Source organism: Oricola cellulosilytica, from assembly GCF_019966575.1.
GTDB lineage: Bacteria > Pseudomonadota > Alphaproteobacteria > Rhizobiales > Rhizobiaceae > Oricola > Oricola cellulosilytica.
In genome coordinates this window covers 1-13,901 of record NZ_JAINFK010000009.1, presented here as the reverse complement: position 1 = coordinate 13,901, position 13,901 = coordinate 1, and the positions used below count along the sequence as shown (strand labels likewise).

Below are 13,901 nucleotides of genomic sequence, written 5' to 3'. Positions count from 1 at the left end.
CGGATCAGCCCGGTTGATGCTTCGGCGTACGTTTGGCGTGCTTGTTGCGGTGCTTGCCCTGTTCGTCGCGGTCGTGATCGCCGGCGCCATCCCGGTTCCCGCCGCCTCATCATCGGTAGACGGGCGACCCGGCGGGGAGGTGGTGCGCATTTATGTCTTGTCCAACGGGTTTCATTCCGACATCGCACTGCCTGCGGACGGCGGCGAGACGCTCGGGAGCCTTGGCTTGAACGGATCCGATTATCCGGTCGAGATCGAACGCGTGCGATATTGGGCGTTCGGATGGGGTTCTCGCACCGCCTACACCAGCCTGCGTGAACTAAGCGACCTGTCTATCGGAATCGCGCTGCGCGCCTTGGCCTTCGACGAAACGGTGATGCATGTTCTGCCGCTCAAGGACCTTGAGGTCGGCCCCGGCGTCTACGCTTACGATCTGACGGGCGACGCCTATGCAGCCTTGCTGGAGCGCATCCGCGAGGCGTTCGGCGAGAACGCGCAAATCATCCCCGATATCACCCAGGGGTTCGGAGACCGGTTCTATCTTGGCAGTGGCAGGTTCTCGCCGTGGCGGGCGTGCAATGTCTGGACCGGCGAGCAACTCCGCGCGACTGGAATCGGCGTGGGTCTTTGGACGCCGTTTGCCCAGTCACTCGAATTCGGGCTTGAGAGGACCGCAACTCAGACCCCGTCCATGCAGTAGCCATACAGCCAGTCCAGATCCCTGAGGAATGCTTCGCCGGAGCGCAGGCGCATCAGCCGGTCGCGCGCCCAGCGTCCGGGGCCGGACTGGTGGTAGGTCCAGCGGTTAAGGGAAGTGCGGCGCGCAACACGCCGGATTCGGTCGATGCGCATCGCCATGAAGCGCTCGAACGCCTGGCCAGGGTCACTGGTATGTTCCGCAAGGCAAGCCGCCGCGGCGTATCCATCCTCGATCGCCATGGCCGCGCCCTGGGCGGCAAACGGCTCCATTCCGTGCGCCGCGTCACCGATCAGCAGCACCCGCTCACTATGCCAGGCCGCCGATGGGTCCATTCGGTAGAGCGGCCACATCGTCCAGTCCGCCCTCTTCAGCGCGATTGGATCGATAACCGTGCTTTCGCCTTCGATGAGCCGCTGCAGTGCCTTTGCATCCGCCTGTTGGTCCCAGCTTTGCGGACCCGCATTGCCCGATGTGATGGCGACGATGTTCACCGTCGACATGTTGCGGACCGGGTAGGTGATGATGTGGCTGTTCGGCGCCATCCATGCGGTGACACGCGCGGCCGCGCCGCCGGTGGCGGGCCCCGTGGCGCGCCAGGCGATGCGTCCGGTCGGGCGAGGGCGGGCGGAACCGCGGACCAGTTCGCGGGCCCGCGACCATATTCCATCAGCGCCGATGAGAATTCCGGTAGTGATCGCCCTTTCACCGTCACCGGTTTCGAGCGCAAGCTCGATCCGTCCGCCGTTCTCCTTGCCGCCGGTCAGCCGATGTCCGGTCTTCAGCGTGATCGCCGGATCTGCAATGGCCGCATCGTAGAGAACGCCGTGCAGTGCGGCGCGCTGCGCGGTCAGATAGGGCGCGCCCATCCGTTCCAGCCACGCGGTCGTGATCGGCATGTCGAGGAGTATCTCGCCGCTTGCCGCATTGCCGAGCCGGATCGCTTCAGGCGCGATAGCGCGTCCGGCAAGGGCGTCGAGCACGCCGAGCTTCGCGAGCAGCCGCGACGCGTTGGGCGCGAGCTGCAAACCGGCGCCCACCTCGGACGGCTTCTCGAAGGAGTCGACAACGGTCACCGCGAGACCGCGCTGCGCTAGCGCCAATGCGGTTGTGAGGCCGGCGATCCCCGCGCCGGCGATCAGGATGTCTTGGTGTTCGCCCAAAAGAAGGCCGCGTCAGGCCCAGGTCGTGGTGGCATGGTAAGCACAGCCCTCGGGTTTTGTTTCGAACGCGCCGAGTGCGGCGTTGTACACGTACAGCGTGGAGCAATACGGGCAGACCTTCTCGCTGTCGTCGCCCATGTCGAGAAAGACATGTGGGTGATCGAAGGGTGGATTCGCGCCGACGCACATGAACTCCTTTACGCCGATCTCGATCTTCGCGTGCCCGGCATCGTTGTGGAAGTGGGGTGTCGGATGGCCTGCCATTGTAATTCCCGTGAAGACAACTGAGATACGGCGCGGTCCGCCGCGAGATCGGTCTAGCGCCTCGCGGCCGGAATTGGTAGCCAGCGCTGACCAAAAATGCCGTTCGCGGCGCAGCACGTCCGGGTATCCGCCATGCCCTCATTTGAGAACGAGAACCTGACCCTCTCCTATCTGGACGAGGGCGACCCGGCCGGCGCGCCTGTGCTTCTCATTCACGGCTTTGCCTCCAGCAAGACGGTCAACTGGATCGGGCCGGGTTGGGTCAAGACGCTTGGCGAAGCCGGCTACCGGGTAATTGCGTTCGACAATCGCGGACACGGGGAGAGCGACAAGCCGCACGACGGGGCAGCCTATGTGCCGGAGAAAATGGCCGGCGACGCGGCCGCGCTGCTGCGCCATCTGGAGATCGCCAGCGCTCACGTGATGGGCTATTCGATGGGCGCCCGGATTTCCGCGTTTCTGGCATTGCAGTCGCCGGAAATGGTGCGCTCGGTGGTCTTGGGCGGGCTTGGCATCGGAATGGTCGAGGGTCTGGGCGGATGGGAAGGCATCGCGGATGCGTTGCTCGCCGAGTCCATCGACGACGTCACCCATCCACGCGGTCGCATGTTTCGCGCGTTCGCCGACCAGACCGGCAGCGATCGCGTCGCGCTTGCCGCCTGCATCCGCACGTCCCGCAAGAAATTAACGGAAGAGCAGGTCGGCAGCATCGACGCGCCGGCACTGATCGCGATCGGCACGCGCGACGATATTGCCGGCTCGGCGGGGGAACTCGCCCGGCTCATGCGCGATGCCCGTGTGCTCGATATTCCGAATCGCGATCACATGCTTGCCGTTGGCGACCGGGTCTTCAAGAAGGGTGTCCTGGAGTTTCTGGGCTGAGCGCCCGGCGCGCAAATTGCGGCCGTTGGCGGGGATTCATTTAAATCGAACCCCTAATGCCCTATGTTAGGCCGATGACCGAACCGGCAGACGGAGAATATCATGCCGCAACACTTGGGAACACCGACTCCCGCACCGCTGGAGACAGTTGATCCGATCTGGCGGGAAGTGCGGCGCGAGGCGGAGGCGGCCATCGGCAACGACAGGGCGCTCGGAGCGTTCATGTTGTCGACGATTCTCAACCAGTCGACGCTCGAGGATGCCATAATTCACCGTATTTCGGAGCGTCTCGATCATCCGGACCTGCGATCCGATCTCATCCGCCAGGCCTTCAGGGCGATGCTGGACGATGATCCGTCCTGGGGCGCGGTCGTCCGTGTCGATCTCCAGGCCGTCTTTGACCGCGACCCTGCATGCACGCGTTTTCTCGAGCCCCTGCTTTACTTCAAGGGTTTTCACGCCATCCAGACTCATCGTCTCGCGCACTGGCTCTACACCGCCGGAAGACGCGACTTCGCGTTCTACCTTCAGAGCCGGTCATCCTCGGTTTTCCAGACGGACATCAATCCGGCGGCCCGGATAGGGAAGGGGATTTTCCTCGATCACGCAACGGGTCTGGTTGTGGGCGAGACCGCCGTCATCGGCGACAATGTCTCGATCCTTCACTCGGTGACCCTTGGCGGAACCGGAAAGGAGGGCAGCGACCGGCATCCGAAAATCGCCGACGGAGTATTGATCGGCGCCGGAGCCAAGATTCTCGGCAACATTGTCGTCGGCAAGTGCAGCAAGGTCGCCGCAGGTTCGGTCGTATTGGACGCGGTCCCGCAAATGAAGACGGTTGCCGGCGTCCCGGCGAGGGTGGTCGGCGATTCCGGCTGCAGTGAGCCCTCGCGCGCGATGGATCAGCTGATCGGCGCCCGCCCTGCCGGGGATGAGTGATTTTTCTGATTGCGCTGGCGACACGCGCCTTGCGCGTATCGGGCAATCATGATTTGGCTCGGCGCATGCGATCCGAAAGACAGATACGAACAGAGGGGCTCTAGGTGACATCCGAAGAACTGTCGCAACTCACGCGATTTTTTCGCAAAACCTTTGAAAATCAGACGCTTGCAGTAAAGGCGCGTCCACGCATTGCCGACTCCGCCGAACTTTACGCCGGCGATGAATTCCTCGGCATTGTGACCAAGATCGAGGACGAAGGTGAGGTTTCCTACGATCTCTCGATGTCGATCCTGGATTTTGACCTCGAGGACTGATCCTCACTTTTCACCAGCATTCCCGAAAGAACTCTCGGAAGCGCGCGATTCAGGTCCTTCCATTCTGCGAGCAGCCGCCCGGGAAACCGTATCCGTGCGGTCAGGGTTTCGCCGAGGTGAATATCCGTTTCGCATGGCGCGAGCAGGGTCTTTTCCAGCGTGGTTGCGTCCTGGCACCTCGCCACGAACCGGCCTTCCGTCCCCGTGTCGGAGGGACCATAGACGAGATGTTCGCCGATATAGCCGTGGTCGCGTGACAACAATTTGCCCTCGAGACCCGCGCCGAAGCTGGTTGCGGGGCCAGTCATGATCTTGCGGTAGACGGCATCGAACCGCCCGGTCATGTCGTGCAGGGTAGTTCTCGGGACTAATGTTACGAAAATGATGGCATTCGTCTCGGGTGCGATGTCGTTAAAGGCAGGCGCAAGGTCGCGCTCGAAACCCGAACGTGTCGGCCAATACATGTAGAGATCCAGCGAGGCGGCGGGGCCGTTGGCGCGCTGCTCCTTTTTGCGGATCATGTTTGCTGGCACCGAAACGGTGTCATTTCCGATGATGATTTCGAAAGGTTCCCGTGACGCCGTGTGACCGGCCAGGATCAGTGTTGAGCCGTAATATTTGCCGGCAACGACAATGGCGATCGACAAGAACGTCAGAACGGCGAGGCCCGCGAGGATCCGGTAGGCAAAAATCGGCAGCCCGCGCTCGAAATTGAACTCTTGGTCGGCCGCTGCCGCAGCATTTGCCATTTTCATCCGCTCCATCGACCCATAACGGCACACCAGATCTGGCATCCATTATGCATCACTGGATATCGTTAGGGTGAATAATCCGTTAAGCAGGTGAGTTATGGCGTGGTTCTTGGTTATCTTGACGGGCGCAGCCGTTGCGCTCTCTTCCTGGTTTTTGGCATCGGAAATCGCTGGTCTGGCTCTGGATTTCGACCGGCGCACGGTGGAAGCACTTGGGGTTACAGGTGCTTTCCTCGCCTATTGCTGTGCCGGGCCTGTCCTTGTCGTTCGGGTTTTCGATCGGGCCGTGCGCGAAAAGTCGGGCATCGGGCCAGCAATGGCGGCTGGCACGGCAGTAATCTTGTCCGTGTGGACGGTTGCTCTCGGCATTGTCGCGGTGGAAAGCGGAAGCGCCCTCTTGCTGTAGGGAACCTCCGCATGACAGCGTGAATATCATGCTGGACGGAGGGACCGGATAATGGCGATGATGAAACTCGACGGGGTGGCGCCGGAACGGCTTGGCGCGGGTCCGGCTTTCGTTGCCGACGACGCCAAGGTCATCGGCAAGGTCACGCTCGGCGAGGATTCGGGAATCTGGTTCGGGTGCGTCCTGCGCGGCGACGGCGAACGCATTACCATCGGTGCGCGGAGCAATGTGCAGGAACACTGCGTTTTCCATACCGATCCCGGATTTCCGCTGGAGGTCGGGGAAGGGTGCACGATCGGCCACAGGGCGATGCTTCATGGCTGCACGATCGGCGACAACACCTTGATCGGAATTGGCGCCATTGTCATGAATGGCGCCCGAATAGGCAGAAATTCCCTCGTCGGAGCGGGTGCGCTCGTCACCGAAGGCAAGGAATTTCCTGATGGAAGCCTGATTGTCGGCTCGCCGGCGCGCGCGGTCCGGGAACTGGACGATGCGGCGATCGCGGGTTTGCGAATGTCGGCGGAGCATTATGTCGCCAACGCGAAGCGTTTCGCTGCTGGACTGGAGTGACACGCTGCATCCCCTGAGGAAAAAAAGAAGCCGGCCATCTGGGATGGCCGGCTCCGGACCCGGTCGTTGGGGATGGGATGGTTTGGGGACCCGACCGGGAACCCGTGAAACGGTTAGAAATTGTGGGCGACGGTTGTCCTTTCGTCGATAATGGAAACCCAGCGGCCCGCATGTTCTGATGCCTGGCGCTTGAGATAGCGGTATCGCGTGTCGCGCCAGTCGAGCACCTCGCCTACGAGATTGTCGAGGATGAAGTCGCCCTTGTCGGTTCGGACGGTCAGTACCGCATGGCCCTCTCCATTCGGTTGCAGAACGACTGTGATGAGCAGATTTGAAGGGCTGAAGCCTGCCTTTATCAGTTCATATCGCTTGAGAAGAACATAGTCCTCACAGTCGCCATACTTGAGCGGGTAGGACCAGAGCTCCTCGATGCCCCACATCTCCTTATCGGTGCGCGGCGCGATCGCCCGATTGATCGTTGCGTTGACCTGCACCATCTTGCGCCAGGTGTCCTGGGTCAGGCGACCCGGCGCCGACTTCCCGGTTATTGGATTGCATTCGAGCGGAACCTGTTGACAGAATTCGTAGTGACCGACCGGCTGGCTGGTCAGGTTCCCGATTTGCATCGGTGAGGCCTGTGCTGAACCGGCAACCAGAAGAAGCCCGGCGGTTGCAGCGGATATAAGACTGAATTTTTTCTTGAAGGTGGTCATGCCATCGTCTCCCCAATGGGAGAACAGTGGCATACAATACTTGAGTCATCGCGAAGTAATGAACTTGTATTTGGCTCAAAGAAAGATCAAATATAGATCAATACTTATAAAAGATTGAGTAAAATGTACCGAAAATTTGATCCAATTCGGCGGTTTGCGAGAGTCGCCGATCGCGGTGGTTGTCCGCCGGTGCGCCTGAAGATCTTGGAATTTCATTCTCGCGCCTGTGGCCGCCACTGCCGGTTGGCTCTCCCGCCCATCAGGCGAGCAAAAAAAGCCCCGCGGGATGCGGGGCGTCTGGAGCACGTGGCTTTTTTGTGTGGTGCTAACCGAGATACTCTTTGAGCGACTCGCGCCGCTGAACGACGGCGAACTCGATCGCGATGCCCTCTTCGAAATGACGGACCACCTGGCCCCGCATGTTTCCGAGCGTGATCTGCGCACCGATCGCGGGACGCACGTTGATCTCAACGGCTGCGCCCGAGAGCGACAGGTCGATGATCCTGCAGCGATATTGCCGTCCGTCGTCGAGCGTAACCACGCCCGCGGAGTTGCGCGGGGCGATGCGCTCGTGCCGGCGGTCTTCCGGCAGGTCGAGTTCGCGTTTGTTGGCGAACCAGGTCAGTTGCGCCGCCAGCTTCGCCTTCTTGCGAGGCGTCGTGTTCAGTTCGAGGGCGAATCCCTCGGGCATGAGTCGTGAGACAGTGCCTTCGATCCGGCCGATGTGATCGATATAGGCGATCACTCGTTCGCCCACCTCCGCCGCGCCTTCAGTGGCGACCCAGGCGCTGCCGGGCGACATGTTGTTAACCTGGCACCGGTGCTCAGAGCGATCAGCGAGCATCAGACGGCCATGCAGGATGACCTTCACCCGCTGGAATTGTCGGCGGTCGTGATCGAGGTGCGGGTCTTGTGCGCCAAGCATGGAGTCGTCCGGTTAAGGGGCCATATCTGCGCAGCATACGGATTGGCTGGTTAATGCCCGGTTATTCCCCGGCGGTTCCGGATCGCGATCACGCGCACGTTTCGGGAAGCTATTTTTTTCCGCCATCATAGACGCGAAACCCGTGCAGGGGCCGGTTGTGTCGACGTTCGCCTTCGCCTGCAATTACCGACAATGACGGTGCCGGAGCTGCACCCACCGCCAGTCTGCTGCGCTTGACGGGGATCGACGGGCGATTCTGCAGGAAGACGAGGTCCGCCTCAGGGTCGATGGTTCGCACCCCACGCAAGGCGAGAGAAATTCGCTCGGCGCCGAGCCAGATCGGCAGTGAAAGCGGGTTGCATATCCCGATGAGGTTGGTGTCGCTGCCGGCGAGCGGAAAGAAGGCCAGTTCGAACGTCACCGTCCGTCCGCTGGCTCCCGCGCCCAGTGCGTCGAGCAGGGCGACCGAATGATCCCGCTCCACCGACCGGATAAAGGAACGGACCGTCTTGCGGTCGGCTTCGTCGAACATGCCGCTAAGCGGGTCGCCACGCAGTTCGCGGCCGGGGATCGCACAAACGCGTGTGCCTGCCACCCGGAAGACCGCATCTCCGTCCGTGGTGGATTCCAGCAGCATCACCGCGGGCAGAATGTTGGCGAGCGCGGCCGGGGCGACCTGCGAACGCAGGGGCGCGCTCTTCCCGGCGCGAAGCCCGTTCCAGTAACGGTACAATTCCAGTGTATTCTTGTGACGCATTTCTTAACGCCTCGGCCCCGAATGCAATCCCAGCGTCCCGAAACGGGACGAAGGGTCGCCAATTTCCCTTTCATGGGAGGACGATGCAGACGGCGGGCCAGTTCGGGCCGGGGTGCCGTTAAGGTTAATGAGTGGTTTAGATTGTCAGGCCGGGGCCGATCTGCCATCGTCGCGGCAACGGAGTGAACTCCGGTCCAGCAGCGCAGAAATTTCGGGGATGGGATTTGGGACCCGGCAGGCCATTCAAGTCAGAACTTGAATGGCCTCTTTTCTGACCGATATCCGGTTCTTCGCCGTTCCTTTCCCTCGCATCAGTGCGGAGTTCGATGAACACCCAGCCCGACCACTCGTCCCCGCAGGGCCCGGCCAAGGGCGGAAATGTTCCGCCGGCACGCGCGCCGGCCTTCAACCTGCACGGTTCTATCGTCCTGTTGTCGGTACTCTGCATCGCGGTCCACCTTGTTCGCACCTCGCTCTTGTCTGAGGCGGCCGACACCAGGCTCCTGGTCGCCACGGCCTTCTTCCCGATCCGCTACATGCCGGGCATGTTCACGCTGGACCTGCCCACGATCTTCTCCCCGTTCACCTACGCATTCCTGCATGGCGACTGGGTGCACCTTGCTATCAACCTGATCTGGCTGGCAATTTTCGGTTCACCGCTCGCCTTCCGGATTGGCTGGGCGCGCAGCGTGCTGTTCTGGCTCGTGACTGCGGCGCTCGCCGCCGCCACCCATCTGGCGATCTATTTCGGTGACGCCGTTCCGGTACTCGGAGCGTCCGGCGCTGTCTCCGGCTTCATGGGGGCCGCCGCCCGGTACGGACTTCGCGCCAACCGCGCCCATCCGCGCCGCGGCTTCGACGGGCCGCTGCTCTCGGTTCGCCAGACCTTCGCGCAGCGCGGCGTCGTGCCGTTTCTCCTCGTCTGGATCTTCATGAATGTCGCCATCGGCGCTGACCTGTTTGGGCTGGCTGGGGGCCGCGGAATTGCCTGGGAGGCCCATATCGGGGGATTGATCGCCGGATTCCTGCTCGTGCCGTTCTTCGATCCGGCCGTCCGCCGGAGCAGGGGAACTCCATTCTTGCATTAGCCGGACGTGCAGAGCATTCTGCGTGGGCGACGAGCAAGCAGGAGTAACCGCCCATGATGGTCAAGCATATTCTCGCCGACAAGGGACAGGACGTCTTCACCCTGCGGCCCGACGCCACGATCATGGATGCCCTTAGTTCCCTCGCGGAGCACAATGTCGGCGCGTTGATTGTTACCGACGCGGATATGGCGGTAAAGGGCATCCTTTCTGAACGCGACATCGTCCGGGCTATCAGCCGTCACGGCCGCGCGGCGCTCGACAGATCCGTTGCGGAACTGATGACAAGCAAGGTGCGCACCTGCACCGAGGAATCGACGGTCCCGGAATTGATGGAAACGATGACGACAGGTCGCTTTCGTCACCTGCCGGTGGAACGCGACGGCCGTTTGATCGGCGTTGTCTCGATCGGCGATATCGTCAAGCGGCGCATTCAGGAAATCGAGCGGGAGGCCGAGGAGATTCGGTCCTACATCGCTTCTGCGTGACCGCGGGAAGGGGCTCTAGGCCAGTTCCGTAATACGTTTCAGGTCGGTCATTCTCGCCATCGCGGCCTCGTATCCGCGGTCGATCGCTTCTGACGCTCTGTGAAATTCGGCCATTCCGATATCCGCGAGACGCGGATGAAGGGCATAGTCCGGCGGGTCGCCGGCAAGCCGGGCGCGCGAGATCCTGTCCTGGATGATGTTGTACGATTCAACCATCACGCTGGTAATTCCGACACGCACCTGCTGCGGTGTCGGAACCTGGTGCGCGGGCGGCCTGCGGGTGTCCAGTTCGGCCTTGTCGTCCGTCGCTTTGACGTTCATCTCGGCGCGCGGCGCGCCGTGCTTGACCACGCCCGAACGCCCGAACAGGTCGTAGTTGAGATTGACTGCGACGACGCGCGGCTGCTCGTAGGCGCGGCACACCGACACCGGAACCGGATTGACCAGCGCGCCATCGACCAGGATCTTGCCGTGGCAGTCCACCGGTTCGAAAATTCCCGGCAGCGAATAGGAGGCGCGCATTGCGGCGATCAATTCGCCATGGGTCAGCCAGATCTCATGTCCCGTGGCAATCTCGGTGGCAACTGCCACGAAAGGTTTCGGCAGCGATTCAATTTGCACGTCCCGCATGTGTTCCTGCATTTCGCGGTTGAGGCGCATGCCGCCGAACAGGCCGCTTCCGGCGAACTGGATGTCGAGGAGGCCGAGCACCCGCCGGCGCGTGAGCGAGCGGGCAAATCGCTCCAGTTCGTCGAGCTTTCCGGCAAGGTAGCATCCGCCGACCAGCGCGCCGATCGAGGTGCCGGCGATCATGTCGATCTTGAGGCCCATTTCGTCCAGCGCCCGCAAGACGCCGATATGCGCCCAGCCGCGGGCCGATCCGCCGCCGAGCGCCACGGCGATTCCCGGCTTCGCGCGCTTGTCGAGCTCATCGGCAAGGTCGATCGGCGGCGCCTTCTTGATGGATTTCCTCCAGGAGAGAGTTGTCATGTTCATGTCGCATCACCCAAGCCGTTTGCGGCTGTCCCATTGGAAGTGTGCGTCGAATTGGTATCCAATCCGTGAACCTGCCCTCTCAGTCCTCTTGCACATCACTTTCGTCAGGATCGAAGCGCGGTTGATCGTTCTTGTCAAACGCCAGCGAGGCCCCGCCGGTTCCGGTTTTCTCGATGATCCGGTAAAAGCAGCTTCGCCGGCCGGTGTGGCAGTTGGCGCCGTTGCCCGCCGTCTCGACTTTCAGCACCACGGCGTCCTGATCGCAGTCGATGCTGATCTCCCGCACAGCCTGACGGTTTCCGGACGTTTCGCCCTTCTTCCAGATTTCTCCGCGCGAGCGCGACCAGTAATGCGCGATCCCCGTGTCGAGTGTCAGCTGCAGCGCCTCGGCGTTCATATGGGCGACCATCAGCACGGCGTTATCGGCGGCGGCCACGGTCACGGCCGTGATCAGCCCGTCGGCGGAAAACCGTGGCGAGAGAACGGAGCCCGTTTCCAGCTCGTATTTGGACCCGGGAGCGGGGAAGGGATTTTTCGGGGATTTTTCCATGCCGCCGCTCTACGCGGCTGCGGGCCGGCGATCAAGCGGCCCCGCTTCCGCGCAGCATCGACATGAAGCGCCCCTGCTCCTGCACGTCATCCAGGAAGGCACCCGTGAAGGTCGTCGTCAGCGTGGTCGAACCCTGTTTCCGAATGCCACGCATCGCCATGCACATGTGCTCGGCCTCGATCATCACCGCCACGCCGCGCGGCTGCAGCGCGTCATCGATGGCACCGGCAATCTGCGCCGTCATCGCTTCCTGCGTCTGCAAGCGTTGCGCGTAGATGTCGACGACCCGGGCGATCTTCGAAAGCCCGAGAACGCGGCCGTCGGGCAGGTAGGCGACATGCGCCTTGCCGATGATCGGCACCATGTGGTGCTCGCAGTGCGAATGGAACGCGATGTCCTTCACCAATACGATGTCGTCATACCCCGCGACTTCCTCGAACGTGCGGCCGAGGACCTCGTCCGGATCCATGCCGTATCCGGCAAACATTTCCTGATAAGCCTTGGCGACGCGCGCGGGTGTTTCCAGAAGACCTTCGCGGTCAGGGTCGTCGCCAGCCCAAAGCAGCAGCGTGCGGACGGCTGCTTCAGCCTCTTCCTGTGTCGGGCGCTCGAGGTCCCGGCGTTTGTTTTCCTCCGAGCGTTTGGCGAAGGAGGTGATGACTGCGTCCATGAAGACGTCTCCCGTAGTTCCGATCTATGCCGGAACGAGTTGAACGGACCATTTGCGTGTCATTCGCGCAAGGCAGCTTATGCCCTGTTTTCGCGTTGCGTTAAAACATATATGTTACCGGACGCCAAAAAACAGTTCGGATGATGAACGCGCCGTTCGGTTGTCATTGCGCGCCGCACGGACAGACGCCGGAGCCACCCTTGATCGACGATATATACAACGCCAAACTGCTGGAATATGCGGGAAATATCGGCCGCACCCAACGGCTGGAAGATCCCGACGCGTCGGCCAAGGCGCATTCCAAGCTATGCGGGTCAACCGTCACCATCGACTTGAAGATGGATGGCGACACGGTCTCCGATTACGGCCAGGAGGTGAAGGCCTGCGCGCTCGGTCAGGCGGCCTCCTCCATCATGGCTGCGAATGTCGTCGGCGCGAGTGCCGGGGAGTTGCGCAGTGTGCGAGATGAGATGTTCGCCATGCTGAAATCGGATGGTCCTGCGCCGGGCGGGCGGTTCTTGGACCTCAAATACCTGATGCCGGTTAAGGACTACAAGGCGCGCCATGCGTCGACCATGCTCGTTTTCGATGCGGTCGTTGATGCGCTCGACCAGATCGCCGCGCGCAGGGCGAGCGCGGCCTGAAGCCATGTGCGCGGACGGCAAGGTGCAGCATGGGCGGGGTGTCCCGAATTCGCCGCCGACGGCGCGAAGCCGCAACTGGCAGGGCGACTGGCCCCGCACGCCCGGCCGTTTGCTCGGTACCGGCCTGATCCGCCTCTATCAGCTCACCTTGTCCGGCTTTATCGGCAATTCCTGCCGGCACATGCCGACCTGCTCCGAATACGGTTATGAGGCCATTGCCCGCCATGGACTGCTGTGGGGAGGGTGGCTCACCTTCCGCCGGGTGCTGCGCTGCGGTCCCGGCGGCACGTCGGGCATCGACAATGTCCCGGAGAACCTGCGTTAGCGCCAGGCGCAGGCGCCCCGGCGGACCGTGTTTTTGCGTATCTTGGCAGGAAATGATAGGCGAGACCGCCGCCATCCATCTGTGATAGGATCCCTCCCGGTGAGGCGCCGGAGACGTGCCGATGACCGGTAAGACATTGGCGGACGGCTGGGCCGGAACGATCCGGGGACGCCCCGAAGTGGGGGCCGCCGCCGAGCGCTCGCGCACCACCAGCTTCGACGACATATCGGCCTTTTCGGCCATGACCGGCGACATGAACCCGCTCCACTACGACCGCTTGGCCGCCGAGAAATCGATTTTCGGCAAGCTCATCGTTCAGGGCGGCGTGACTTCGGGCATTCTCAACGCGCTCGTTGCCGAGGATCTGCCGGGGCCGGGCACTGTCTTTCTCGAGGTCAACTGGAAGTTCAGAAAGGCGGTCGGAGTCGGCGAAACGATCACCGGCCGGGTTCAGGTGCTGAGCGTCCGTCCTGACAAGCCGATCTGCGAACTGGAGACCAGTGTCCGGGACGACAGTGGCGATATCTGCCTTGAAGGCCGTGCCATGGTCTACACCGTCCCGCTCATGGTGCCGTAACCCGCTGTCAGGTGGTGTGGATAAGTTTTTTCTCCGCGACCCGCCAACCTGTTGTTTCCATTCACAATTGGAATTTTTTCGCGCGATTTTTATCCACACCTCCGAAACCTCCCGGATAATCCGTCCCGTGTTTGTTGCCGAAGGAGGCGGGAATGGGTTTCGACTGGGAAGGGTCGGT

At 62.0% G+C, this 13,901-nt stretch carries 20 protein-coding genes; 11 read left to right on the top strand and 9 right to left on the bottom strand.

What is annotated here, in order from left to right; all coding sequences use genetic code 11:
* Positions 1-16 precede the first annotated feature (16 nt).
* A complete protein-coding gene (locus tag LC298_RS17385) occupies positions 17-700 on the top strand; it encodes a DUF2459 domain-containing protein (RefSeq protein WP_131568732.1) in 684 nt (227 codons plus the stop codon).
* Here LC298_RS17385 and LC298_RS17380 read toward each other — a convergent pair.
* Both LC298_RS17380 and LC298_RS17375 read right to left on the bottom strand, forming a co-directional pair.
* Positions 679-1,860, bottom strand: coding sequence for an FAD-dependent oxidoreductase (locus LC298_RS17380; RefSeq protein ID WP_131568734.1), 1,182 nt, complete (start codon positions 1,858-1,860; stop codon positions 679-681). The genes LC298_RS17385 and LC298_RS17380 overlap by 22 nt on opposite strands.
* A 12-nt stretch (positions 1,861-1,872) precedes the next feature.
* Positions 1,873-2,124: a zinc-finger domain-containing protein gene (locus LC298_RS17375; RefSeq protein WP_131568736.1), complete on the bottom strand. Its 252-nt coding sequence runs from the start codon at positions 2,122-2,124 to the stop codon at positions 1,873-1,875.
* A 132-nt stretch (positions 2,125-2,256) separates the two neighbouring features.
* Between LC298_RS17375 and LC298_RS17370 the strand changes: the two genes are divergently transcribed.
* The 3 genes from LC298_RS17370 to LC298_RS17360 all read left to right on the top strand — a co-directional run bounded on the left by LC298_RS17370 (position 2,257) and on the right by LC298_RS17360 (position 4,262).
* Positions 2,257-3,006: an alpha/beta fold hydrolase gene (locus tag LC298_RS17370; RefSeq protein WP_131568738.1), complete on the top strand. Its 750-nt coding sequence runs from the start codon at positions 2,257-2,259 to the stop codon at positions 3,004-3,006.
* A 102-nt stretch (positions 3,007-3,108) separates the two neighbouring features.
* Positions 3,109-3,945, top strand: a complete 837-nt coding sequence (gene cysE, locus LC298_RS17365; RefSeq protein WP_131568740.1) for a serine O-acetyltransferase — start codon at positions 3,109-3,111, stop codon at positions 3,943-3,945.
* A 104-nt stretch (positions 3,946-4,049) separates the two neighbouring features.
* Positions 4,050-4,262 carry a DUF3126 family protein gene (locus LC298_RS17360; protein WP_131568743.1) on the top strand — a complete coding sequence of 71 codons (213 nt, stop codon included), beginning with the start codon at positions 4,050-4,052 and terminating at the stop codon, positions 4,260-4,262.
* On the opposite strand, the gene LC298_RS17355 is transcribed toward LC298_RS17360, so the two are convergent.
* Positions 4,217-5,011, bottom strand: coding sequence for a hypothetical protein (locus LC298_RS17355; RefSeq protein ID WP_131568745.1), 795 nt, complete (start codon positions 5,009-5,011; stop codon positions 4,217-4,219). The genes LC298_RS17360 and LC298_RS17355 overlap by 46 nt on opposite strands.
* A 112-nt stretch (positions 5,012-5,123) precedes the next feature.
* Between LC298_RS17355 and LC298_RS17350 the strand changes: the two genes are divergently transcribed.
* On the top strand, positions 5,124-5,420 hold the full coding sequence (locus tag LC298_RS17350) for a hypothetical protein (RefSeq protein ID WP_131568747.1): 297 nt from the start codon (positions 5,124-5,126) through the stop codon (positions 5,418-5,420).
* 57 nt (positions 5,421-5,477) lie between these two features.
* Positions 5,478-5,993, top strand: coding sequence for a gamma carbonic anhydrase family protein (locus LC298_RS17345; protein WP_428977556.1), 516 nt, complete (start codon positions 5,478-5,480; stop codon positions 5,991-5,993).
* Positions 5,994-6,106: 113 nt separating this feature from the next.
* Here the strand turns inward: LC298_RS17345 and LC298_RS17340 are convergent, their stop codons facing one another.
* The 3 genes from LC298_RS17340 to LC298_RS17330 all read right to left on the bottom strand — a co-directional run bounded on the left by LC298_RS17340 (position 6,107) and on the right by LC298_RS17330 (position 8,388).
* Entirely contained in the window at positions 6,107-6,706 is a 600-nt protein-coding gene (locus LC298_RS17340; RefSeq protein ID WP_131568751.1) for a transglutaminase-like cysteine peptidase, read from the bottom strand.
* Between the two features lie 325 nt (positions 6,707-7,031).
* A complete protein-coding gene (locus LC298_RS17335) occupies positions 7,032-7,631 on the bottom strand; it encodes a PilZ domain-containing protein (RefSeq protein ID WP_131568753.1) in 600 nt (199 codons plus the stop codon).
* A gap of 109 nt (positions 7,632-7,740) precedes the next feature.
* Positions 7,741-8,388: a PAS domain-containing protein gene (locus tag LC298_RS17330; RefSeq protein ID WP_131568755.1), complete on the bottom strand. Its 648-nt coding sequence runs from the start codon at positions 8,386-8,388 to the stop codon at positions 7,741-7,743.
* Between the two features lie 326 nt (positions 8,389-8,714).
* Here LC298_RS17330 and LC298_RS17325 point away from each other — a divergent pair, with 326 nt between their 5' ends.
* Both LC298_RS17325 and LC298_RS17320 read left to right on the top strand, forming a co-directional pair.
* Complete coding sequence (locus LC298_RS17325; RefSeq protein WP_131568757.1) at positions 8,715-9,476, top strand: rhomboid family intramembrane serine protease; 762 nt, start codon at positions 8,715-8,717, stop codon at positions 9,474-9,476.
* A gap of 53 nt (positions 9,477-9,529) precedes the next feature.
* Entirely contained in the window at positions 9,530-9,961 is a 432-nt protein-coding gene (locus tag LC298_RS17320) for a CBS domain-containing protein (protein ID WP_131568759.1), read from the top strand.
* Between the two features lie 15 nt (positions 9,962-9,976).
* On the opposite strand, the gene LC298_RS17315 is transcribed toward LC298_RS17320, so the two are convergent.
* From LC298_RS17315 to folE, 3 genes are all read right to left on the bottom strand, one after another.
* Positions 9,977-10,957 (bottom strand): patatin-like phospholipase family protein, encoded by a 981-nt coding sequence (locus tag LC298_RS17315; RefSeq protein WP_131568761.1) that lies wholly within the window; start codon positions 10,955-10,957, stop codon positions 9,977-9,979.
* 79 nt (positions 10,958-11,036) lie between these two features.
* A complete protein-coding gene (gene hisI, locus LC298_RS17310; RefSeq protein WP_131568763.1) occupies positions 11,037-11,507 on the bottom strand; it encodes a phosphoribosyl-AMP cyclohydrolase in 471 nt (156 codons plus the stop codon).
* 31 nt (positions 11,508-11,538) lie between these two features.
* Positions 11,539-12,177, bottom strand: coding sequence for a GTP cyclohydrolase I FolE (gene folE / locus LC298_RS17305; protein WP_131568765.1), 639 nt, complete (start codon positions 12,175-12,177; stop codon positions 11,539-11,541).
* Between the two features lie 200 nt (positions 12,178-12,377).
* Between folE and LC298_RS17300 the strand changes: the two genes are divergently transcribed.
* The 3 genes from LC298_RS17300 (at position 12,378) to LC298_RS17290 (ending at position 13,723) form a co-directional block, all read left to right on the top strand.
* The gene (locus LC298_RS17300) at positions 12,378-12,821 is read left to right on the top strand and encodes an iron-sulfur cluster assembly scaffold protein (protein WP_131568767.1); all 444 of its coding nucleotides are present in this window, start codon (positions 12,378-12,380) and stop codon (positions 12,819-12,821) included.
* A gap of 4 nt (positions 12,822-12,825) precedes the next feature.
* Entirely contained in the window at positions 12,826-13,146 is a 321-nt protein-coding gene (gene yidD, locus LC298_RS17295) for a membrane protein insertion efficiency factor YidD (protein ID WP_131568868.1), read from the top strand.
* A gap of 121 nt (positions 13,147-13,267) precedes the next feature.
* The gene (locus LC298_RS17290; RefSeq protein WP_131568769.1) at positions 13,268-13,723 is read left to right on the top strand and encodes a MaoC family dehydratase; all 456 of its coding nucleotides are present in this window, start codon (positions 13,268-13,270) and stop codon (positions 13,721-13,723) included.
* The last annotated feature ends 178 nt before the right edge of the window (positions 13,724-13,901 follow it).